The 23,565-nt window shown below is 32.1% G+C and carries 25 protein-coding genes and 1 tRNA gene; 6 read left to right on the forward strand and 20 right to left on the reverse strand.

Annotation, left to right across the window (positions count from 1 at the left end):
• Positions 1-3 precede the first annotated feature (3 nt).
• Both N3Z17_RS00565 and N3Z17_RS00570 read left to right on the forward strand, forming a co-directional pair.
• Positions 4-1,263, forward strand: a complete 1,260-nt coding sequence (locus N3Z17_RS00565; RefSeq protein WP_282472082.1) for a hypothetical protein — start codon at positions 4-6, stop codon at positions 1,261-1,263.
• A gap of 31 nt (positions 1,264-1,294) precedes the next feature.
• Positions 1,295-2,107: a flagellar hook assembly protein FlgD gene (locus N3Z17_RS00570; RefSeq protein ID WP_282472083.1), complete on the forward strand. Its 813-nt coding sequence runs from the start codon at positions 1,295-1,297 to the stop codon at positions 2,105-2,107.
• Between the two features lie 63 nt (positions 2,108-2,170).
• On the opposite strand, the gene N3Z17_RS00575 is transcribed toward N3Z17_RS00570, so the two are convergent.
• From N3Z17_RS00575 to yajC, 7 genes are all read right to left on the reverse strand, one after another.
• On the reverse strand, positions 2,171-2,722 hold the full coding sequence (locus tag N3Z17_RS00575; RefSeq protein WP_282472084.1) for a disulfide bond formation protein B: 552 nt from the start codon (positions 2,720-2,722) through the stop codon (positions 2,171-2,173).
• A 16-nt stretch (positions 2,723-2,738) separates the two neighbouring features.
• Entirely contained in the window at positions 2,739-2,894 is a 156-nt protein-coding gene (locus N3Z17_RS07610) for a DUF5993 family protein (protein WP_410519589.1), read from the reverse strand.
• Between the two features lie 65 nt (positions 2,895-2,959).
• A complete protein-coding gene (locus tag N3Z17_RS00580) occupies positions 2,960-3,715 on the reverse strand; it encodes a ComF family protein (protein ID WP_282472085.1) in 756 nt (251 codons plus the stop codon).
• A 269-nt stretch (positions 3,716-3,984) separates the two neighbouring features.
• Entirely contained in the window at positions 3,985-4,527 is a 543-nt protein-coding gene (locus N3Z17_RS00585) for a NuoB/complex I 20 kDa subunit family protein (protein ID WP_282472086.1), read from the reverse strand.
• Positions 4,518-4,889, reverse strand: a complete 372-nt coding sequence (locus N3Z17_RS00590; protein ID WP_282472087.1) for an NADH-quinone oxidoreductase subunit A — start codon at positions 4,887-4,889, stop codon at positions 4,518-4,520. The genes N3Z17_RS00585 and N3Z17_RS00590 overlap by 10 nt, the downstream gene beginning before the upstream one ends.
• 4 nt (positions 4,890-4,893) lie before the next feature.
• Positions 4,894-5,220, reverse strand: a complete 327-nt coding sequence (locus N3Z17_RS00595; protein ID WP_282472088.1) for a 2Fe-2S iron-sulfur cluster-binding protein — start codon at positions 5,218-5,220, stop codon at positions 4,894-4,896.
• Positions 5,221-5,227: 7 nt separating this feature from the next.
• Entirely contained in the window at positions 5,228-5,557 is a 330-nt protein-coding gene (yajC, locus tag N3Z17_RS00600; RefSeq protein WP_282472089.1) for a preprotein translocase subunit YajC, read from the reverse strand.
• A 320-nt stretch (positions 5,558-5,877) separates the two neighbouring features.
• Between yajC and N3Z17_RS00605 the strand changes: the two genes are divergently transcribed.
• Both N3Z17_RS00605 and N3Z17_RS00610 read left to right on the forward strand, forming a co-directional pair.
• A tRNA-Ser gene (locus N3Z17_RS00605) sits at positions 5,878-5,967 on the forward strand.
• A gap of 36 nt (positions 5,968-6,003) precedes the next feature.
• Positions 6,004-6,354, forward strand: a complete 351-nt coding sequence (locus N3Z17_RS00610; protein ID WP_282472090.1) for a 5-carboxymethyl-2-hydroxymuconate Delta-isomerase — start codon at positions 6,004-6,006, stop codon at positions 6,352-6,354.
• A gap of 603 nt (positions 6,355-6,957) precedes the next feature.
• Here N3Z17_RS00610 and N3Z17_RS00615 read toward each other — a convergent pair.
• Positions 6,958-7,320, reverse strand: a complete 363-nt coding sequence (locus N3Z17_RS00615; RefSeq protein ID WP_458693335.1) for a RidA family protein — start codon at positions 7,318-7,320, stop codon at positions 6,958-6,960.
• Between the two features lie 298 nt (positions 7,321-7,618).
• On the opposite strand from N3Z17_RS00615, the gene N3Z17_RS00620 reads away from it, so the two are divergent.
• A complete protein-coding gene (locus N3Z17_RS00620) occupies positions 7,619-8,782 on the forward strand; it encodes an FAD-dependent oxidoreductase (RefSeq protein WP_282472091.1) in 1,164 nt (387 codons plus the stop codon).
• A gap of 807 nt (positions 8,783-9,589) precedes the next feature.
• On the opposite strand, the gene sppA is transcribed toward N3Z17_RS00620, so the two are convergent.
• The 5 genes from sppA to mdh form a co-directional block, all read right to left on the reverse strand.
• Positions 9,590-10,480: a signal peptide peptidase SppA gene (gene sppA, locus N3Z17_RS00625; RefSeq protein WP_282472092.1), complete on the reverse strand. Its 891-nt coding sequence runs from the start codon at positions 10,478-10,480 to the stop codon at positions 9,590-9,592.
• Between the two features lie 6 nt (positions 10,481-10,486).
• Positions 10,487-11,824, reverse strand: coding sequence for a TolC family protein (locus tag N3Z17_RS00630; RefSeq protein ID WP_282472093.1), 1,338 nt, complete (start codon positions 11,822-11,824; stop codon positions 10,487-10,489).
• Between the two features lie 74 nt (positions 11,825-11,898).
• The gene (locus tag N3Z17_RS00635; RefSeq protein ID WP_282472094.1) at positions 11,899-13,623 is read right to left on the reverse strand and encodes a hypothetical protein; all 1,725 of its coding nucleotides are present in this window, start codon (positions 13,621-13,623) and stop codon (positions 11,899-11,901) included.
• Between the two features lie 62 nt (positions 13,624-13,685).
• On the reverse strand, positions 13,686-16,568 hold the full coding sequence (gene uvrA / locus N3Z17_RS00640; RefSeq protein ID WP_410519590.1) for an excinuclease ABC subunit UvrA: 2,883 nt from the start codon (positions 16,566-16,568) through the stop codon (positions 13,686-13,688).
• A 7-nt stretch (positions 16,569-16,575) separates the two neighbouring features.
• On the reverse strand, positions 16,576-17,526 hold the full coding sequence (mdh, locus tag N3Z17_RS00645) for a malate dehydrogenase (RefSeq protein WP_282472096.1): 951 nt from the start codon (positions 17,524-17,526) through the stop codon (positions 16,576-16,578).
• Between the two features lie 135 nt (positions 17,527-17,661).
• On the opposite strand from mdh, the gene N3Z17_RS00650 reads away from it, so the two are divergent.
• Complete coding sequence (locus N3Z17_RS00650; protein WP_282472097.1) at positions 17,662-18,186, forward strand: nucleotide exchange factor GrpE; 525 nt, start codon at positions 17,662-17,664, stop codon at positions 18,184-18,186.
• 95 nt (positions 18,187-18,281) lie between these two features.
• On the opposite strand, the gene blaOXA is transcribed toward N3Z17_RS00650, so the two are convergent.
• The 7 genes from blaOXA to N3Z17_RS00685 all read right to left on the reverse strand — a co-directional run bounded on the left by blaOXA (position 18,282) and on the right by N3Z17_RS00685 (position 23,503).
• Positions 18,282-19,058, reverse strand: coding sequence for a class D beta-lactamase (blaOXA, locus tag N3Z17_RS00655; protein WP_282472098.1), 777 nt, complete (start codon positions 19,056-19,058; stop codon positions 18,282-18,284).
• 13 nt (positions 19,059-19,071) lie between these two features.
• Positions 19,072-20,337 carry a beta-ketoacyl-ACP synthase II gene (gene fabF / locus N3Z17_RS00660; protein ID WP_282472099.1) on the reverse strand — a complete coding sequence of 422 codons (1,266 nt, stop codon included), beginning with the start codon at positions 20,335-20,337 and terminating at the stop codon, positions 19,072-19,074.
• Between the two features lie 25 nt (positions 20,338-20,362).
• Positions 20,363-20,614 (reverse strand): acyl carrier protein, encoded by a 252-nt coding sequence (gene acpP, locus N3Z17_RS00665; RefSeq protein WP_282472100.1) that lies wholly within the window; start codon positions 20,612-20,614, stop codon positions 20,363-20,365.
• Positions 20,615-21,009: 395 nt separating this feature from the next.
• Positions 21,010-21,261: a ferritin-like domain-containing protein gene (locus N3Z17_RS00670; RefSeq protein ID WP_282472101.1), complete on the reverse strand. Its 252-nt coding sequence runs from the start codon at positions 21,259-21,261 to the stop codon at positions 21,010-21,012.
• A 222-nt stretch (positions 21,262-21,483) separates the two neighbouring features.
• Positions 21,484-21,759 carry an HU family DNA-binding protein gene (locus N3Z17_RS00675; RefSeq protein WP_282472102.1) on the reverse strand — a complete coding sequence of 92 codons (276 nt, stop codon included), beginning with the start codon at positions 21,757-21,759 and terminating at the stop codon, positions 21,484-21,486.
• A gap of 29 nt (positions 21,760-21,788) precedes the next feature.
• Positions 21,789-22,022 (reverse strand): cold-shock protein, encoded by a 234-nt coding sequence (locus N3Z17_RS00680; protein WP_282472103.1) that lies wholly within the window; start codon positions 22,020-22,022, stop codon positions 21,789-21,791.
• A 293-nt stretch (positions 22,023-22,315) separates the two neighbouring features.
• Positions 22,316-23,503 carry a cation:dicarboxylate symporter family transporter gene (locus N3Z17_RS00685; RefSeq protein WP_282472104.1) on the reverse strand — a complete coding sequence of 396 codons (1,188 nt, stop codon included), beginning with the start codon at positions 23,501-23,503 and terminating at the stop codon, positions 22,316-22,318.
• Positions 23,504-23,565: the final 62 nt, after the last annotated feature.

Consider the following 23,565-nt stretch of genomic DNA (forward strand, 5'->3'; position numbering starts at 1 on the left):
TAAATGGCAGAAGCATCTATACAAATTAACCAACTAAGCTCAAATGCACATAGTGCGCAAAAGGCTTGTTTAAATTCATCAAGTGGCAGTCATGATACTAGTGCCAATTTTGATAAAATATTGCAAAGTATAAATGCACCTACTGATACGTCTACTAAAGTTAACCATAATGAAGATAATTCTCAATTAGTAATAGATAGAGGTGGCGACTGTGACAATAACATTCAAAACGATAATTCTAACTATAGTAGCGCAAGCATTAATGACATTGAAATTGAGGAATATTTGCAAATTACCCCTAGACAGGTAAGTGTTGATACTAGAGTTAAAACTGATTTAAGTCTTTTAACCTTAGCGGAAAATGCCACAATTAATAATGCTGGCAGTGCGCAAGATACTTACAAATCAGCTGAGCTGAATTTCTTTTGTCCAACTGTGCAACTATCATATGGAGATCATGGAGGAAATGAGAAGAGTAACAATGATAATAATAAGTTACCGCAATTACAAATAGAAGCTACTGAATTTACTGGTGGAGATGTTAGATTCATTAAAATAGGACAAAATATTGAATTAAATTTTCCGAAGATTCAATTAAATTATTCAGAATATGAGACATACTCACAAAACCAGCCAGAAACTTGTGATAATTTACCGTTCGTTTCATCTGGAGTTGACACAAAGGAAGTTAGAAGTTTTGATTTTGTTGATTTAAATTTTAAATTTAATGAGACCTTATCTGATGCAGATTACAGATATGGACACAATGCATATTTTAACAGTACAAAACCAATAACAAATGCAAAAATAAATTTTTCTTTAGACAGTTTAGATAGTAAGTTGATTAATCAGGTAAATTTTTTCATATCTGCCACAACTAATCAAAAAGAGAACAATACTGTGGTGCAGTTAGAACCTGCAGAACTTGGTAAAATTGAAATAATAGTAAGTAATCAGGGAAAGGAGCGAAACATCATAGTAAATTCTGATAAAATATCAACATTTGAGCTATTGAAAAAACATAGTGATGAATTTTTAAGTAGCATTAAGTCTAGCGATTCTGAAAATGACATTACAACAAATCTTTCTTTTAATTATAAAGATCTAAGTCAAAATGGTGATGGTGGAGACGACCAATTACAAAAAGGACGACTATCAGTTGAAGGAAAAAATAATGCTTTATTCAATGGTGTTACAGAACACAGAATGTCACTTGTGTTTATGCCATTTGATATTGACAAAAATTTAGATGTATGGGTATAGTGGTATCACATAATGTTTTAAGGTTTGCTTTATGGCCGAAGTAGGATCGTCAAAATCAATCATCAATTCCTCTGATAATGGTGCTGTTGATAAAATTGCAAAAGAAAAAAAGGCTTTAGCGGAAGAGAAAAAAAGGTTTTTAGGATTTTTTGTAGAATCTCTCAAAGGTCAAGATCCGACTTCTCCAATGGATCATTCCCATGTGATCAATACCATGTTGTCATACCAAAACACAACTAATTTAATGGACATTAAAGGGTTATTATACGATGCATTCAACGAGAGTGACCAAGCAAAATTGTCTAGTGCCGTTAATCAACTAGGGCAAGGAGTAATAATTAAGGGTAACGATATTGAGCTTACTGAATCAGAAGAAAATAGTAAAAAAGTTTTAAAGGCAGATATAATTTATCTGTTAGAAGATCAAGCAGACAAAGTTAAAATTTCAATTAAAGATGAAAAAGGAAAAGTAATTTCTGAAGTAGAAAGTGCTGAAAAAAATAAAGGGATGAATACATTCGTCTGGGATGGAGAATTAATAAAAGATAATGAAAAATCTACTGATCCTGCAAAATTAGGCAAATATACTTATGAAGTAGTTGCTACTGACAAAAATGGTGAAAAAATTAAGGTAACCACTTTTAGTGGTATTAGAAATATTATTGATAAAATTCTTTTGGATAATAAAGGTTCCCCCGTATTTAATTCAGGTGAAAAACGGTTTAATCAGGATCAGATTTATGGCTATCAAGCAGTGAATACTGCTAATCTCGGTAATTTGCAAAATTTCAAAGATTATTTAAAATCTAATAAAGACCTATTCACTACCAGAAAAGATGCATAAGCCTCAAGCTTATACTTGTTGGTTAGATTGTTTTAATGCCGACAGAAATTTATTTTATCTAATCTAGAATCTGTTTCTATATTCAACTGGATTGTCAGGACATTGCATAAAACCACATTCCAAATATACAGAAATGACGTTGATTAATAACATAGTTAGTAATATCAAAAACAAAAGCCTATTAAGCAATTTATCAGATATTGAAAAGTATGACAATATGCTATTAAACTTTATGTTTTTAAATATTGGTGTTAAAGATACTAGAATAATAAATGAAAATGAAACGATATCATTCCAAGTGTAAAAATGCAAATTGAGGAATTTTGATCCATATCCTGGATCACCAGGCACAATATGTAGCAACACTTGTCTCATAGCCACAATTAAGCTGTATATACTAGAAATAATGATTATCAAATTATATCTAAATTCATTACCGTACCTAATATTCATTATGGCCCCAAATGCTATAAAGAATAACCCTACTCTTTGTAATAAACAAAGAGGGCAAGGAAGCTCATGGAATGCAAATTGATAAAAAAGAGCAATTATATTCGCTGTGATTGCTATAATAAGTATTATAAAATCTGTTATTAAAATTTGTCTATTTTGCATTTTTTCAGTATAAAAATTAAAAAGATAAATTTAATTTATCTGTTGCATGGTGAATGAACCAAGCCACAGAGATTGCATAGCACATAAAAAATAAAATTAGACTAAAACCTATTTTGCCTATATACGCCAAGCACAATGCCATAACTAATATAATGAAGATACTCACTATCATAAAAATCGTCTTTTTAATCACTACTTAAAGTAAATAAGAAAACACCTAAAATGTAAAGAATAATCTTAACGTCTAGCAATAGAAATCGCAATAACCTCTGTTGCCCCGTTCTTAATTAAAATTTTTGAGCACTCATTAATAGTATTGCCAGTAGTTATTACATCATCTATTAATAATATTTTTTTTCCTTGAATTAATTTTCTATTATTTTCACTAATATAAAATGAATTTTTTAGATTTTTCTCCCTAAGATTTTTACTTAATTCGCTTTGACTAGCTGTATTTTTAATCTTTACTAAAATTTTTGAATTATATTTTATTTTTGTTATGTCAGCCATTATTTTTGCAATGATGGCTGATTGATTATACCCACGTAGCTTTAATTTTGATTTATGAAGTGGTACTGGAAATATATAATCTATATCTTTACATTCTAATGTAGCTGAAATATACGTTAGCCAATTTTTTAATAATTTTCTTAATTTAAAGATAGCATGAAATTTAAATTTTTTGATTATTTGTTTTGCGAAATCATTATATTCAATTATGGATATTGTATAATTATAGCAATGCTTTTCATTGATACAAAATTTATCAGTACAAAGAATCATGTTACTAGAGATTGTTAAGGAAGTTCCGCATTTTTTGCAAGTTGGCCTAGTTATAAATGAAATTTTCCCCCAACATTCTTTACATAATATATTAGAAATCCAACAATTTGCCTTGCACATAATGCAGATTGGAGGATACATAATATTTATAGCGTGCCCAAGATAATCTATAATTCTCATATTTGCATTTTGCTTTATATCTCCTGCCATGCTAGCAGAGACACATATTATAGTAAATAATATCAATAATCTAACAACTGATGTTGCTAAAACCAATTTTTTCAGCTGATATTATACTAAATTTATAATTAAAAATGCTTGCGTAATCTTAAAGAGAGTGTCAAATCTTAGCCCTATTCCATTTACAGCATAATTCAGATAATTATTGACATCGCCATTCTTCGCTTATGTAGGTTTTAAAACTACACTTCGCTCATCACTCCTTGTCACTACCTATCTTACCCAAGCTATAGCTTTGCTTATTCCAAAGAGGTTGTTCTTTTTATTTTTCTTTGCAAAATTAATAAACCATATAGCAATGCTTCTGCCGTAGGTGGACAACCTGGAACATATACATCCACAGGCACTATTCTATCACATCCTCTTACCACAGAATATGAATAATGATAATACCCACCACCATTTGCACAACTACCCATCGAAAGAACCCATCTTGGCTCAGGCATTTGATCATATACTTTCCTAAGGGCACTAGCCATTTTATTAGTTAGTGTACCTGCTACAATCATAACATCAGATTGACGTGGACTAGGCCTGAAAAGCATCCCAAATCTATCCATGTCATACCTGCTAGACGCAGTGTGCATCATCTCAATTGCACAACACGCAAGACCAAATGTCATTGGCCATAAAGAGCCTGCTCTAGCCCATTTTACTAAATCATCTAATTTAGCAGTAACAAAGCCTCTGTTTTTAACATCTTCTATAGCATAATTTAAAAGCTCATCTTGTTTTTGACGCAATGTAATTTTATTATGCTCGTTATGTATATTTATTCCCATTCCAATGCCCCTTTTTTCCACTCATATATGAATCCTATTGTCAGTGTGATAATAAACATAATCATTGACCAAAATCCAATAAGCCCTATTTCCTTTAATACAATCGCCCATGGAAATAAAAACGCTATTTCTAAATCAAAGATAATAAAAAGGATAGACACTAAGTAAAACCTCACATCAAATTTTTTCTTAGCATTTCCAAAATTTTCAAAACCGCATTCATAAGTAGATAATTTTTCTTTGTAGGGATTTAACTTATTCACCACAAAAGGCAAAATTATTAATACAAAAGCTAAGCATGAACTTATTACTATGAAAATTAATATTGATAGGTAATTTTCTAAATATAATTGCATGTTCATATAACTATCTTTCTTTAGGTATTCTTACAGTAAGACCATCAAATTCATCTTGCATTATTATCTGGCAACTTAATCTTGAAGTCTTAGTTAAACCAAATGCCAAATCTAACATATCGTCCTCATCTTCTTTTTTTGGTATCACCTTTTCCAGTGTATCATAAAAATTTTTATCCACAATAACATGACATGTAGCACACGACAGAGAACCACCACATGCCCCCTCTATTTCATATATACCATTTTGGTGAGCAATTTCCATAACAGACAAGCCATTAGGTGCTTCTAGTTCTTTAACATCTCCATTATCATGAACAAACTTAATTTTTGGCATTCCTTACTCACTTAGCGCTTTTATTAAGATTTACAATCTGAGAAACGGTATCTCTTTTAATTTTTACCTTTACATCTTTTGCTATCTCAACAACTAAAATATCGCTCTCTGTCTCCACTTTAGATACGGTAGCAACCATTCCACCTGCTGTAACAATTTGGTCACCTTTTTGCAGGTTATTGACCATATCTTGATGATTTTTCAGTTTTTTTTGCTGAGGGCGAATAACTAAGAAATAAAACACAACTATAATTATCAGCAATGGAGCCATACTAGTAAGCATCGAACCGGCTGAGGAGCCAGCTGACACATCTGCTAAAACCTCTTGTATAAACATAAATCAATATATAATAAATTTTACCTATTTCTATATCATCAGTAGCACTTTTTCAATAACTATTTGTGGATTAAAAACTTTATTGCACCAATATTAAATCTATGGGCTTTTTCATATATTCAGCATTATGCTAAATATTACTTTAAACTGCAGAATATTTATCTTTATTTATATCTCTAATTTCATCCATATATTTTCTTATTCACTTGAGTAAATTAGGAAGTTTGATGACTATGTACCTTAATAAAATATGCTTTGAACTTGCACAAAGTATTTAAAGAGCCTTGATAAGATTTAAAATATCTGGTAAGAGTCTAAGTGGATGGATGGCCGAGCGGTTTAAGGTACCGGTCTTGAAAACCGGCGTGCGTTAACACGTACCGTGGGTTCGAATCCCACTCCATCCGCCATTTGTTCGAATAAGTAAGTTATTGATATATCAATATATGCCGCATATAATTATTGAATATTCCGACAATGTGAGCTCCTTAGTGAATCCTACGAAGATTACTCATCTTGCGCATAATATAATGATGCAGTCAGGCCTTTTTAATGCTGCAGATATAAAATCACGCTCCTATGTTTCTGAGGATTATTTGGTAGGTGAAAAGGGCAATAAGGGATTTTTTGTTCACGTAACTGTGTATATACTTGAAGGTCGCTCTACCTTACAAAAACAGAACTTAAGTGATGCGTTAAGCGATGCCTTGCAAATACCTTTGGAAAAAGTGGATCAATTATCTATTGATATTAGAGAATTGGCGAAAGATACGTATCGCAAATATGTCTCTAGATAATTATTAGCTTATACCTTGGTTTCTTAAAAAACTCGCCAATAATAGACTTCAAGTCATATATATCCCAAAAATCGACAATGAGCTCTCGCTTGACCTTGTACTGTCTTGCATGGAATTGTCCGTGATTTTTCAAATTACAAAACTACCCTCTGAACCCCAGTATACATAGGCTTTAGCGCGTTTTAGCTCCCCACCACATGCGTACTTAGAGAATCACAAAATCACCGATTTTAACATTAAATCTCCCTTTTTGCTCTCTGTTTCTCCGTTTACATGCGAGCGTCAATCATCAAGGTACGTATATCATCAAACTCCTGATTTACATGGATTGCAGAGAATTAGCGTTTTTTAGAGAACGAAAATCGGAGTAGTGATAGAGATTCGAAATGGGGAAAACAAGGTAAATCAAGGGGCGGAGGGTACCAAGAAAGAGAGCCAAATGTAAAATCTAGCTTGCATCAATTTTTAGGCAATTATAACTAACAAATTAAAGACTGAAGTCTCTCTGCCTAAAGGCGAGGGTTTTAAAGTAATTATGTGATTATGAAAACAATCTCATACACATTAAAATGAAGGTGTTATGAAATTATACATTGAATAGTATTATTCAATTTCAAATATGGCTTCAACTTCAACAGAGGCACCAAGTGGAAGAGAAGAAACGCCCACAGCTGCCCTTGCATGCTTTCCTTTGTCGCCGAATATTTTAACAATGATATCAGAAGCTCCGTTTATTACTTGAGGATGACTAGTAAAATCAGATGCACTATTAACAAATCCTGTTAACTTGACGCAACGTTTTACTTTATCTAAAGAACCGACTGCTGATTTTAGTTGCGCGACAATATTTAAAGCGCATAATTTTGCAGCTTCCACTCCATCTTCAATAGCAATATTCTCTCCTAACTTACCCGTAAATTTTACCCTGCCTTCTTCCATAGGTAATTGCCCTGAAATAAAATCAATTTGCCAACTTTAACATAGGGCACGTAATTGGCAACCGGTGCAGAGACTTTTGGTAAAGTAATGCTTAATTCAGATAGATTTTTCTCGATGAAATTTGCTGTCTGATTTTCTAAAGCAAAACATAACTCGCTACCCAGTACTACGAATAACAAACATATCGATATTTTGATACGATGTCTAAATTGTTGCACGATCAACCTCCTTGAAATTCAATTTGCACTTGACAAAATTTTACTAAAACCATACGTATGATAATGTTGTATGTACAACATCAAACCATTCATTGTAAAGGAAAATTATGATCATCACAAAAATTAAACTGATTTGTATTGCAGCCTTTCTATCGATTATACCGCTTGTAGCAAGCGCAGCACCACTTGATGTAAGGAAAATTACACCTCCAAAATTAGAATCTACTCATTTGGGGCAAAAAATACTATGTCATAGGCCAATGAGACATGGTTCTCCGAATATGATTGTTGAACAAAAAGATGGAAAAGTAATCGCACATAATTATGGGCATGGTGGCAGTGGTTGGACCTTAGGCCCGGGATCTGCTTCATATGTAAATAATTTACTTATAAATTTTTCAGGTGCTGCTGATTTAAAAAATGATACACCTATTACAATTATTGGCGCAGGTGCTTTAGGTCTTTTTACAGCTTACGATCTAGTACAAAGAGGTTTTACAAATATAACCATCGTAGCTGAAAAATTTGATTCTCTTACATCACATAATGCAGGCGGATTACTTGCGCCGGTATCGATGGATAATGACCCAAAGATGCAAAAAATCATCGATCAAATTGGTATCGATGCTTATAAGTTTTACGCAAGCATCGCACAAAAAAAACACAAACATTTTAAAGATGGGGCCGTAATCGTGCCAACATATTTTGAAAATCGAGAGGATTCTGGCTTAGAGCCATATGTCGGAAAAGTAATGAGGCCAGCAAAGGATGTAATGCTTGATTTTGGTAATGGTACCACTAGAAAAATGGTCTCTTATGATGATGGTATTTTTATCGATACTGCAAAAATGATGACAGGCCTTCGTGACTATTTAGATAAAAAGAAAATCAAGTTTGTTCAGAAAAAAATTCATTCATTTAGCGATCTAAACACCATGTATATTATCAATTGCAGCGGACTTGGTTCTGGTGAACTTAATAAAGATGGAGAGATGGCAGCAGTGCAAGGGCATTTAATTATGCTTAAAGACCAAAATCCTCAAGATTTACAGTATATGATTTTAGTATATTTTAACGAAGGTGAAACGCAATCAGGTCAGAAAGTAAAACGCTCTTTTTATATTTTTCCAAAATATTTACCAAATACAGGAGCTAAGGATATAGGCGTTATAGGAGGTACATTTATTGAGGGTGCCACACCTAAAACACCTAATGAAAAAGAGTTTGATATTCTACTTGAAGGAGCAAAAAAGTTTTACGGTATTCAATGATAATATTCAATGGCTCGCTATCATTAGCTAGCCACCTTTAAACAACATCCTCTGTTTATTCATTGCACATACCTCGCAGCCGAATGGTTCTCCATGTTCATGCCAAAGGTTGGGTATGTTTTGCAAGAGATCATCAAGTTTCATATGGAGGAGTTGGTTTCCTAAAAGGATAGCTTCTTTAAGTTTTGGAACAAGGAAATTGAGCCTGAGGATAAGCTGCACATATTTTTAGCTGTGACTTTATTGAAATCGCATAAATCCTGCATGGTTAGATATTTGCCGGATTTTAGCTGGCGTTGCCATAGGTGCGCACATACCAAGGCTTTGACTAATGTTGTAGCGAACCCTCTGAACCACATTATTCATAAACTTTGTTGTATGATTGAATTTTCTTAGCAGAATTCCAAGAAATATTTTTATAGGATTTCTTATTATAATCCCAGATAAGATAAATTAATAACTCGTCATTAGGGTAATAATCAATTGCCAATTACCTATAAGCTTTTTATCAAATCTATGCCTGTTCACAATATCGTTAATACTGACACTTCACTTGGTTGATTCCTAAAATTTGAAGCCAAGCTTTATACTTCACTGCGCCATTTATTTGCCCAATTTTTGCAACACCGATTACTTTCACTTTAGCAATAATATCACTTTACTTCAGTAACTGTTCATTAGAAAGCGGAGCAAGCAAAGCATTAGAAAAAATGCTATATAAAATAATAGGTATAGCAAATAGCACAGAAAATATAGTTTTGTAAATTTTATTTAAAAAGCAAGTCGTAACTACTTTTTTTCGCTTTATTAATATATTATTGTATTAAAAATAGTAGAGAAGATTAATTTAACATTATCTGTGTACTCCATTAATCTTTCTAATTTTGATGCTGGCTTGACCAAAACATAATCTTTTACTTCTAAATTTTCAAGATCTTCTTTGCTTTTAAGCCATTTAATAGCATCAGTACGATCACCTATTTCATCAATAAGCTTCAGTTTATTTGCTTGGCTACCTATAAAAATTCTTCCATCAGATACTTTTTTTAAATCATCCTCTGAAAAATTTCTTCTTTTCTTAACAAGCTCTATAAAAAATTTATTCGATTCATCAACTAAATTCTGTACATGTTCTTTTTGCTGATCATTAAGTTTTTCAAAATAATTAGGAATGCCTTTTAGTGGGGATGATTTTATTAATTCAAGGTTTATCCCATATTTTTTTGCAAATTCACTAACTTCAAAATTCATTATTATGACGCCTATCGAGCCTACAAGACTAATATCATAAGCATATATTCTGTCTGTTCCAATCGCTGCCATATATGCAGCAGATGCACCTATTTCTCCTATTGAGGAAACTATTGGCTTTTTTTGTGCAATTTTTCTGAATTCCCTATACAATGACTCTCCACCCACTCCAGTTCCGCCCGAACTATTTATATTTACTAAAACTGCTTTTATATTATTATCACTAGCAATCTTATTCAAAGATTTGATAACTTCTTTGTCCTGCAGGAGCATACCTGTTATTTCTATGCTCGCAATATAATCTGATTTAATTTGAGATACCCCATCACCTTTATGATAGAAAATCACAAATAAAGCGCTAAAGAACAGGGTCAAGGCAATAAACTTCCACTTATTAACACTACTTTTAAGCTTATACCTATCAATTATATAATCATCTCCGATCATTTATTTTTACTTTTTACTTTTCACTTCTTCACTACTTTGAATAACCTTAGGTAAATTTCCGACTAAATTATAAGTTTCAAATAATGATATTTTATAGTCTCTTTCCTTAGATAATCTTTTTATTACGTTAAGATTATAATCCCTTTGCCTGTTGATTACCTCTATTAAAGTTTTTGCGCCAACATCAAATTCAGATTGAGTGCTTAGATATGTTTGGTAAAAATTCTCCTCAGCAACACGTGATGATGCATATATTTGCTCACTTGATGTATACTTATTCCATACACTAACAGCTTGCGATTGAATCATATTTAGTACATCCCTAACACTAAATTCAGCACCTTTACTTCTCTTTTTTGCCTCAGATATGTTTAGATATTGCACCCCTCCTTTATAAAGCAGTGGAACATTAACTCCCACGCCGTATGTATTTCCTTTAAAATCACTAGGATTATCCTTGAAAGGGTTATTATCGGAATATTTTTGTCTTGAGGAATTTGCAAACAACTGCACATTTGGTAATAATCCAGCTGCAGCAACATTTACTCCTTGTTTTGATGCTTTAAGTTCATTTTTTACTTTTATTAAATCTGGATTTTGAGTGTTTACTAAAATTTTAAATTCATCAAAATTTTTAATTTTTGCATATTTTTTAATGTCAATTTGCTCCATAACTTTAGGAGCTTCCTCGCCAACATAGTATTGAAAATTTGATTCTGCTTGAGTTTTTTCCACTAAATAATCTTCTAAATTACTTTTCATATCTGCAAGATTAGCCTTAGCTAAGAATAACGAAGTTTTTGTTTCAGCTCCAGTTTTTACAGTAATTTCAGCCTTCTCTAAACTTTTTTGAGCCATATTAACATTTGTTTGCTGAACCTTAACAAACTCTCTAGATGTTAAGACGTTTTGATAACTTTGAACGGTATTTAAGATCATCTTGTTTAATGCTCTATTATAATTCTGATATGCAGCGTTTATATTTGCATCAGCCATTGCTATTTTTGCAATTGTAGAGCCACCTGTAAAAATATCTTGTTGAATATTCAACCCAAACGACTCTTTGTGAAAAGACGATGCGCCATTATAAGGGTTAGCCTTATAGTCACTTGGATTATAAAATGTTTTATTTAATGCGATATTTACGTCTGGTAAAAACTCCGTTGCTGCTTTCGGTTTTTCTAAGATTGCAATTTCCAATTTCTTTTTCTCCACCTGCAACTGTTCATTATTTAATAAAGTTGAGTTAACAGCATCCTTCAAGCTATACGCCCCTACGTAATTGAAATTTGATGCAAAGAATAAAGTAAGCAACGCCACTTTGAAAAATCTATTTTTGTTCATTTTAGTATTTTATTGTAAATATAGAACCAATATATAGTAACAACAAAGAATTTCCAATACCTTTGTTAAAATAATTACAGACGACCTTTCTTATTATTAGATTGTTTAGATTTATCAGAAAATGATATACTATGTGATATATTATTAGGAGCTATTCGATTGGTATTAGGGGTTATTTGACTAGACCATTGCTTGGTTCTATTATTTGACACTTGTAGTTTTTCACTCAAAGATTTTGGCACTTGTGATTTTTCATTCAAAGATTTGTTTATTTTTTCTACCAGTTGATTTTTACCTAATTTATCTCCATGTTCCTTGATATACTGGTTTAAACTAATATTTAATGGCTTTGTGGATTCACTTTGATTTACCCATTCCACTTGATCATTGAAAGATTTACCTTTTAAATAGCGTTTATCACTCTCATAGATTCCTTTAATTTTATCTGTAGCTTCTTTAATTTCTACGTCTGTACAACTGTCTTTTTCAAGTAAATTTTTGATTATAATTTGTATCTCTATTAAGTTTGCAACTGATGCTGATTCGCTACGGTTTTCAGCAATATGTTCTCTACAATTTTCAACAAGAGATTTTATTAGTTTTTCATCTTTTGCTCGTTGCTTTTTCTCAAAATAAATTTTCACTATAGGAATTATCATTACAATTTTTTTTGGAATGCTAAATAACTTTTTTACTAAAAAAAATGTTAAATCAAATATTCTTCTAAATGGCAAGATGAAACCTGAAAGAACGTTTCTTAATGCCTTATTTGGGATGTTACCAACCAAATTTAAAGCTTTGTCGAATAATTCAGTTGCAGCCCCCATTCTTTTTTGTAATGTTTTAGCTGACTTTACCAACTGATTGCGCACTTTAGGGCTTTTATCCATTAATTCCCTTAGCTCTTCTTCACAATTAAATAGTGCATCACCTATATCTTTAGATTGATTTTTTAATGATTTAGCAAAATCTGGATCTAGAACTATATTTCTATCAAAATGTCTGTTGAATTTTGTTTGGCCACCATTTTCTTTTTTTCTGTTAAGAAAATCAAGAACTCCACCTCGGCTGCTATTAATATTAGGTGTGTTGGTTCCAACCATCCAATTTTTTATCAAATCATTAAATGCATGCCCCAAGTCTATTCTTCCTACTCTCAATTCATTATTATCCTTCTCATAAATTGCATAAAAATTATTTGGGTTAATATCATGATCTCCTAAAATTATTGAACTTGTCAAAGCATTATATAAATCAGCTTTATTAATCTTGACTTTTTTTATTTCATCATCAACTTTGATATCAAATGTCTTATCTATTGACAGTTGATTATCTGAAGCATCACCGAATACTAATTTTGTTTTTTTTCTTCTTACTTCGCTTTGTTCCTTAGGATTTTCATTATTTGCTGTTTCATTTTTTTTATTTATTAACTCCCCAAAAGTCATTCCCTTAAAATTTTTATCTCCATCATTTAAATATTTAGAGGCTATGCAGAAATCATCAAACTCTTTATCATAAACCAAATTTACCTCAGGCGCTAAATCAGGTGGAGATTTTACTGAAGGATCTTGAGATTTTTCATTTAATAACTCCGCTATAACTTTTGACGCAATATACTCCCCTAAGATATCAGATTGATCTGAATCTAACCCAATCATTTTTCTAAATATCTTAATGAAGTTTGATCTTTTAATTTGATATCTTTGCGATAAATCGCTACCTAATTTAGCTTGAAAACTAGGAGTTTTGCCTCCAGGATTAACACCAGTAGGTATATAATCTGATAACTCTCTCACATCCGCAGACCAATTAAACCCAATGTATCCAGGCTAAATATTAATGACGCAGTTGTAAAGAATTATTTTAATTTATGTATGAGGTATTTACCGGTGATACTGTTAGGATTTTTAGATACTTCTTCTGGTGTCCCACAAACTATAATTTCACCACCTTTGATACCTCCGTAAGGGCCAATATCTATTATATAGTCAGCTGTTTTAATCACGTCGAGATTATGCTCTATGACTACTACAGTATTTCCCATCTCTACTAATTCATGCAAAACTTTAAGTAAATTTTGTATATCATGCGTGTGTAATCCTGTAGTGGGTTCATCAAGTATATATAGGGTTCTGCCAGTAGATTTTTTTGACAATTCTTTTGCAAGTTTAACTCTCTGCGCCTCTCCTCCAGACAATGTTGTAGCAGATTGTCCAATACTTATATAACCTAAGCCTACTGACCTTAGAGCATTTAATTTTTCATTTATCAAGGGTAATTTATCAAAAAAAATTGACCCTTCATCCACTGTCATTTTTAGAATATCAGATATTGTCTTGCCATTGTATTTAATTTGTAAAGTCTCTTTATTATATCTCGTTCCATCACATTCATCGCATTTAACATATACATCTGGTAAAAAGTGCATTTCTATTTTTAATGAACCGTCTCCTTCGCATACCTCACATCTACCACCTTTAACATTAAAAGAAAATCTACCTGGTAGATAACCCCTTAATTTTGATTCTTTAAGTCCAGCAAACCAATCTCTAATTGGAGTAAACACCCCAGTATATGTAGCTGGATTTGATCTAGGTGTTCTACCGATTGGTTGCTGATCAATCTCAATAATTTTGTCAATATTTTCTAATCCAAGGATTGATTTATATTTACCACAGTCTCTGTTACTATTGTGTAGCTTATTCATCACTGCACCATAAAGGGTATGCAAAATTAAACTGGATTTACCACTACCAGAAACTCCAGTGATTGTAACGAAAACTCCAATTGGAATTTTAACACTTACATCTTTTAAATTATTCGTGGTAACGTTATTTATAGCAATAAACTTACCAGAGTCAGATTTCCTTCTCTGCTGAGGTACTGGTATTAGTAACTTTCCTGATATATATTGGCCTGTTAGACTATTAGGATTTTTTGCCACCTCTTCTGGGGTACCACAGGCAATAACATTACCACCATTGATTCCTGCATATTTACCAATATCAATCAGATAATCCGACTGTCTCATAGTATCTTCATCATGCTCAACAACTATGATAGAATTTCCCAAATCTCGCAATTCCTTCAGGCTGACGATGAGTTTGTCATTATCACTTTGATGTAATCCTATAGAAGGCTCATCTAGCACATATAACACTCCAGTCAAACTTGAGCCAATTTGTGAAGCCAATCTAATCCTTTGGCTTTCTCCACCTGATAATGTTGAGGAAACACGATTCAGCGTTAGGTAATTTAGCCCCACATTAATCAAAAATTTCAGTCTTCTTTCTATTTCTTTTAATATTAATTTTGAAATTTTAACTTGCGTTGGATCTAGATGATCTTTTAAGGTTATAACCCAATGGTATGCTTGATCAATGGAAAACCTAACAACCTCTCCAATATGTAAATCGTTAATTTTTACACATAACGAATCTTTTTTAACTCTATAACCTTCGCATTCACTGCAATCTATTTGCACTTGGTACTTTGAGAGCTCCTCAACAATGTAATTGCTTTCAGTTTTATGTATCTTCTCTTCAAGAATTGGCATAACACCTTTAAATGGCTGATTGACTGTAGACTGTCTATAACCATCTTGATATGAAAATTTTATATTTTCGTTTCCTGTCCCATATAAGATTATATTTTGTATATTTTTTGGTAATTCTTCATAGGGAGTTTCTAAACTAAAATTATAGTGATTTGCCAACGCTTCAAGAAGGCCTTCATAGAATTTATATTGAGTATTAGAATATTTAGAACTTTTTTTTCTCCACGGTCCAATGGCACCTTCTAATAGCGATAAACTTTTATCAGGTATTATCAATTGTTCATTAAAACTCATTTCTTTACCCAGTCCATTACATTTCTGGCATGCTCCATATGGACTATTAAATGAAAAAATTCTTGGTTCAATTTCTGGTAAGGAAAATCCAGATACAGGGCATGAAAATCTTTCAGAAAAAATCAAAATCTGCCCTTCTTTGATATTAGATTCTTTAAAATCTTCAGGTATCGATTTAATCTCTACATATAGTAAACCTTGGCTTATTTTTAGTATATTTTCTATACTTTCTACAATCCTGTTTCTCGAATCATCAGTAATACTTACTCGATCAACTACTAATTCAATATCATGTTTTTTGTTTTTATCTATATTAGGTAGTTCCTCGAAATCATAGTAAATTCCGCTAATTTTTAGTTTTTCATAACCAAGTCTGCGATAATGCAATAAGTCTTTTTTATACTCTCCTTTTTGTCCTCGCACTATTGGCGCCAGTAATATAACACTTGTTTCTTTAGGCAAGCTCATTAGTGAATCTACCATTTGTGTGGCACTTTGTTTTTTTATTGGCAATCCTGTTACAGGAGAAAATGGAACACCTACCCTTGCAAAAAAAATCCTTAAATAATCATATATTTCAGTGGCAGTAGCCACTGTTGATCTCGGATTTCTCGATGTTGTTTTCTGATCTATTGCAATTGCAGGAGATAAACCTTCTATTGATTCAACATCAGGCTTATTATGCATCTCTAAGAATTGTCTAGCATAAGTCGATAAACTTTCAACATACCTTCTTTGCCCTTCAGCATATATTGTATCAAATGCTAAAGAGGATTTCCCTGAACCACTTACACCCGTGATAACAACTAATTTATTTTTTGGTATGTCAATATCAACATTTTTGAGATTGTGCTCTTTTGCACCTCTTATTATAATACAATTGTTCATCAAATCAGATTTAGCCCAGAACTTTTTTCATTGCTGAGATAAGGCCATTTACTGCTTCTGCTGACTTATCAAAAATGGCCTGCTCTTCCACATCAAATTCTATTTGTAGTATACTTTCTATCCCATTTTTACCTATAAATACCGGCACTCCCATGCAAGTGTCACTTAACCCATATTCTCCCTCTAGATATACTGAACAAGGAAAAAGCTCATTATTGTCATTAAGGTACGATTCAGCCATTTTGATTGCTGAACTTGCTGGCGCATAGTATGCAGATCCATCTTTCAGTAATTTTACAATTTCTGCTCCACCGTTTTTTGTCCTTTCAATTATTTCTTGAATTTTAGCCGACGAAATAATTCCTTTTTTTATAAAATCTGATAAAGGTATACCACCTACATTAGTATATTTCATTAAAGGAACCATAGTATCACCATGTCCACCCAACACAAAAGAGGTTATATCTCTTACTGAGGTATTTAACTCTCTAGCCAAAAACAATCCAAATCTTGCTGAATCTAATACACCAGCCATTCCAATAACTTTTTTCCTAGAAAACCCAGAGTACTTTAAAAATGCATAAACAATTGCATCTAAGGGATTTGTGATAACTATTACGAAAGCATTAGGACAGTATTTTTTTACTCCTCCTGCTACAGTTTTTATGACGTCCGCATTAACACTAAGCAAATCGTCTCTAGACATACCTGGTTTTCTTGCAACCCCAGCTGTAATGATAACTAAATCTGACCCTTCAATATCAGCATAATCATCCGTACCTATCAGCGATATATCTTTTTTCATTATAGGTAAACTCTGCTCTATATCGAGTGCCTTACCTGCTGCATATTCTTTATTTCTGTCTAAAATTACCACATCGCCAAGCTCCTTGGACGCTATAATATAAGCTAAAGTGCCACCTATGTTGCCACCGCCTATTAATGCAATTTTCTTTCGCATGAAAAATTTTTATACATTCAAACTAATTTTATCCTAGATAAATAGCACAGTTTTGTCTATAAAAATATTATAAATACTTGATAAATTGATATAATCGTCTTAAATAAAAAACAATACATTAAAAAGTAAATAAAAATGAACAACGAGAATATAAACAAAGAAGAAAAAGAAGAAATAAGCCAAGATGATACTAATTCTATAGAAGAGCTCAGTAATGAGATAGAAAATCTAAAAGAGCAGTTAATTAGAGAAAAAGCCGAAAATGAAAACATAAGGAAAAGATTTAAAAAGGAATTAGAAGATGCTCATAAATTTGCTGTTAGCAATTTTGTGAAAAATTTAACAGAGCAAGTAGAAAATTTGTTCAGAGCATCAGAAAATATTGATCTAAAGGCATGTGAAAATAACAATGAATTAAAGACTTTATTTGAAGGCATTGAGATTACCAAAAAGAATTTACTAAAAGTATTTCAAGATTATGAAATTCAAAGAATATATCCATTAGATCAAAATTTTGATCATCAATTTCATGAAGCAGTATCACAAGTAGTTGATAATAAAAGGGAGCCAAATACTGTTGTCAACGTCATTCAAGCTGGATATTCAATAAGGGATAGATTACTTAAGCCAGCTATAGTTATTGTTACGAAAAAAGAATGATAAAAATTATGGATTATACATAAAGACATTTAATAAACTTAGAGATTTTTACAAAACTAAGCCCTTATATAATGAAATAATAATAAAAAAGCCTTTTACTTTTGCAGATCATTTATTAGATAGTATAATTTATTCAATGCTTCGTTTCTAGCTCTGAAGCTAGCAAAAACATCCTCTTTTTTATCATCCGTTATATGGCTGGCAAAAACAATAGTTCTTCCATTGTTCTGGATAAATCCAACAAACCAGCCATGCTGTAGATCTGTTTTATTACCGTCTTTGTCAAACTGCAAACCGGTACCTGTTTTACCATAGAGTTTCCAACCACCGGCCATCTCCTGGATGAACATAATATTTTTTGTCATTTTATAAGCTTTATCTGCTACTGGTAACTTATGATCAATGAAATTTTGCAAAAACCCAACTTGCTCTTCTGGAGAAATTTTAAGAGAACTGGATATCCACGCATCGGTTAACCCACCAGAGAGATCCATATTCCCATAGGCGAACTTTGATATATAATGCTGAAATTTTTCCATGCCAAGCTTAGGCGTTAAAATTCGTGAGTACCAAAGGCAGCTATCCCGCATCCAAGTGCGAGGATTGTGATCACCTTTGCAGACGTTAATATAAGGATCGACTCCATTAGGCAGCGACCAAGATGGATCATTTTCACTCTTGAGGATGTTAGAATCAAATCCTATTAAACTTAACGGGATTTTGAACGTAGATTGTGGTGCCCACGACGTGGAACAATCTCCTTCTTCTTTCATAACTTTATTATTTTCCTTTGCCAAGAAGCATTTACTATCGCCTAATGCTGTTTGGCCGAATAATAAAAAAGCACCTAGAAAAAAGATAATTTTCTTCATGGCTATTCCACTTTTAAAATACTTTTTTAAATACTAAGCAGGAATTAGTTCCTCCAAATCCAAAAGAATTTGACATCGCATAATCAATATTTTTGGATTGCACTTTATTAGCGACAAGGTTTATTCCCTCACAGCCATCATCAGGGCTTATTAGATTTAATGTTGGTGGTAATAAGCTATTTTGAATTGCCAAGAGAGAAAATATCGCCTCAACGCTCCCTGCCGCACCAAGTAAATGACCAATGGAAGATTTTGTAGAGGATATTGCCACGTCTTTAATATTATTTGCGAATACTTTTTTAATAGCATTGAGCTCTATCATATCTCCCAGGGGAGTAGATGTTCCATGCGCATTAATGTAGTCAATTTTTTCTGGATCAATTTTAGCTTTGGCCAATGCCATTTTCATCGCTTTTATTGCGCCTGTGCCTTGAATCTCTGGCGCTGTAATATGATACGCATCACCAGAGAGTCCATATCCTAAAACTTCTCCATAAATTTTAGCCCCCCTTTTTTTTGCATACTCATATTCTTCTAAAACCAACACACCAGCTCCCTCTCCCATTACAAAGCCATCTCTATCTTTATCCCATGGTCTTGATGCTTCTTCAGGTCTGTCATTGAAATTAGTTGATAATGCTCTTGCAGCTGCAAATCCTGCTACGCCAAGCTTACAAACTGCTCCTTCAGCTCCACCGCAAACCATAATTTTAGCATCGCCGTCTTTTATTATTCTTGCCGCATCTCCAATTGCGTGAGTCCCAGTAGAACAAGCTGTGACTACGGAATGATTAGGGCCTGTAAATCTATGTCTGATCGAAACATGTCCTGAGGCCAAATTTATTAAACTAGCCGGTATAAAAAATGGACTAATTTTTCTTGCCCCACTTGATTCCAAAATATTAGCGTTTCTCTCAATTGTAGACAATCCGCCAATACCTGAGCCTATTAAAACACCAACATCGTCTCTAGCTTCTTCTGTTAATTCATTTAAAGCAGCATCAAGTATTGCTTCTTCTGCTGCTGCTATTGCATAATGGATAAATTTATCCATTTTTTTAGCTTCTTTAAAATCAATAAATTTCTCAATATTAAATGCAGAATCTCCTTCTAAATCAATAACTCCTGCAATTTTACATCTTAAGTCATCTGTAGAAAACAAACTATCTGGAATTTTTTTGATTCCTGATTTTGAATTGATTATATTATCCCAATTTTTGGCTACTGTCACTCCCAAAGGCGTTATTAATCCTATTCCTGTTACTACAACCCGAATCATAACCTATACTTATTGTACTAATGAATTAGGAAGGCTGGTTATAATGCTTTTCTGCGTAGCTAATAGCATCTTGAACCGTTTTGATTTTTTCCGCTTCTTTATCTGGTATCTCAAGATTTTCAAACTCATCTTCCAATGCCATAACCAATTCTACTCTATCTAGACTGTCAGCACCAAGATCTTCGATAAATCTATCAGTAAGCTTAATCTGTGAAGTGTCTTTATTAAGCTGTTTGTCAATTACTTTCAGTACTCTGTCTTTAATACTATCACTCATAAGGGTTAATTAATATAAGTTAAGGATTGATGTTTAATAACATAAACAAATTCCTTTTTCAAAGAATAATTTTATATTTACACTCTTTTTTTAAAATAGGATTAATAGTGGATTCAAGTATTGGTCATAATATTCCGATGCAAGAGGAGTGATATGCAATACGTTTATCTTTATCTATTTCACAACAAAATCATCGGCTTTTTAGCTTTAATGAGCAAAAATACGACAGTGATTCTAAAAAACAATGCTCTTTATCAATAAATTTTTTAATCTCTATGGATACTTATAACTTTGATATCTCCTTTACTTTTTGCCAATGTAATAACCAAAAACAAAACATACCAAGGCTATTATTGCGCCATATACTACTGCTGCCAACATAAGTTAATAACCATTCATTGACATCTATCGTCAATATCATTAACTCTTAGCATCTTTTCTACTTCCCCAATATGCATCTCCTCTTCAACTATCAGCTTTCTTGCATATTCCTCAAGTAATACTGATTTTGATAAAACTATATCTAGAAGATCATAGTATAATTTAAGAGAAGCTTTCTCATGCTCTAAACTTTCTTCTAAAATCTGGTTTATATTATGACAATAAGATTCTTTTAAATTGATACCTAAGTGAGGGGTATTTCTCAAAATTGGCGATCATTTCTCCCGCTTCAATTCTTCAATTGCATGCCTTTAATCCCTTTTGCGCTTGGCTCTTCAGCCATGTGGTCATTGGAATTCTATTATGGCCTATTATCATTAGCGAATAGCACGTATATTTACCACCCTCGACATTTCTAATTCTAATATCTCATTTAGCTTCTTTATGGCTACATCCTTGATACTATCCGCTAATTTCATAATCAATAACTACTTCTCATTCACAATAGCTTTAAAATCAGACCCAACTGAGAAACTTATTCTCCTTTGTGCAGGAACTTTAGCCATTGTCCCTTTTGGTGTCTTTACTTCCTTTGCCTCTGTTCGTTTTGCTTTAAAACTTCCAAATCCTGTGAATCTTAATTCATCATTATCCTTCATAGATGTAGCTATACATTTAAATATTTTGTCTAAATGCCTACCAGCTTCTGCTTTACTTATATCTAGTTCTTTTGACAGCTTTTCTATAAATTCTGCTTTATTCATTTTTAATCTCCTTTGAAGGTATTTTGTAATTAAATTAATTCAATATTTTCTGCTGATTGCTTACCTTTGTTAGAAGAAATTTCAAATTTAATTTTTTGATTATCTTTTAATCCTTCAAGCCCAGCCTCCTCAACCGCAGACCTGTGTATAAACACATCTTTTGAACCATTTTCTGGAGCTATAAATCCATATCCTTTGGTAGAATCAAACCATTTTACTGTTCCTGTTATTTTCATAGTACTTTTTTTATAAATTGTTTTCATAATTAATTACAAATGCTGACCACTAGATCAGCTTAGAATTAACTATTTTTTACACTCTAGCACGTATTTGCGAATTTTTCTTGTTTTATTTTTTTTTTCAATTTGATTTATAGTAAACTATAAGAATTACAAGATTAAACTATAATATCTCACAATTTATTCTTCTTTCAAATCACACGCTTATAAGTGATACAATAATCTCAAAAAACGATTACCATAAAGTAGATAATAGGCGGGATTATCATCAAGAAAAACAATTTACTTTCCCCCCTCTCTTCTATAATAACCACTATCTATGGCATATCGGTAGCTGTAGCTCTTTTAGCTTCAACAACTCCTAAGATTTTATCTAGAACAATAAAAAATCCCCCATTACCCGCTACATTTAATAAAGCCAAAAATGGGTCTAGTAAAAAATATAACGTTGCAATCGCTGAAAGCATTGCGGAATTAAATCCGAGTTCCGTTGATAGTAGTGGTAATATGGCTAATATACCGCCTCCTGGAATTGTTAAAACAGTAAACTTCATAAATACGTAATATACTAAAAAAATAGTAAATTCTGCGTATGTTATATCGTAATGAAACATTTTTAAGACAATCATTATGCATGCAGGCACTAAAAAGCAGTCTCCTAATAAGTGCATATTAGAAGTTGCTGGAATAAGAGAAACAAGAATTTTTGATTTTTGATCAATATTTTTTTGCACACCTTTAATCGTATATGGTAATGCTGCTGTACTTGACATAGAAACAAAAGCCACAAAAATTGCAGGCAACATATTAATAACGCTTGTAAAAGAAGCTACAATATTAAAGCGTCTTGCAACAATGTAAATTAATAAAATATAAATTAATGATACTGCAATGATAATCTTAAGAACATAGAGATGACTAATTATTGCTAATTCAAAAATATTGTCATGTTGTAATTTTATAATAAATCCAAGAATGAATATTGGTATTATTGGAATAAAGACGCTATTAATGAATTTCATAATATAATCAAAGAGCTTATCTGCAACTTGCTCAGCTTTATCTTTTATAATTAACGGCAACAGAATTCCTAAAATTATCCCTATTATCAATGCAAACTTATTAGATAATATTTTATAAAAATTAAGTGTCCACAAAGGCTTTAAGTTACCTAAATTTTCCAATTGATTACTATACGCATTCCCTAAATCTGGAGTATTAGCAAATACATAAAAACTAATATTAAATGAAATAAATGATGCAATAAAATTGGATAAATACACCAATAATATAAATGAAAAAGCCAATTTGATTGCTTGATTTTTAAGCAAAATTATGCTTCTGGAAATAAAAATCACCACAACAAATGGAACAATGAAAATTAACAATTCTTGAATAGTAAGACTAACAGAATATAAAATTGCTTTAAAATTTAATGGGATATAGTTGCCAAAACAGAAGATTAATATTAATAATATTACCAACACTAGGGATGTTTTTTTCATATTATTACATTTTGACATATAAAAAATTGCTGGTAACATACCTAAAAATTGTTGATTAGTAT

The organism is Candidatus Bandiella numerosa (genome assembly GCF_029981845.1).
GTDB classification, from domain to species: Bacteria; Pseudomonadota; Alphaproteobacteria; order Rickettsiales; family Midichloriaceae; genus Aquirickettsia; species Aquirickettsia numerosa.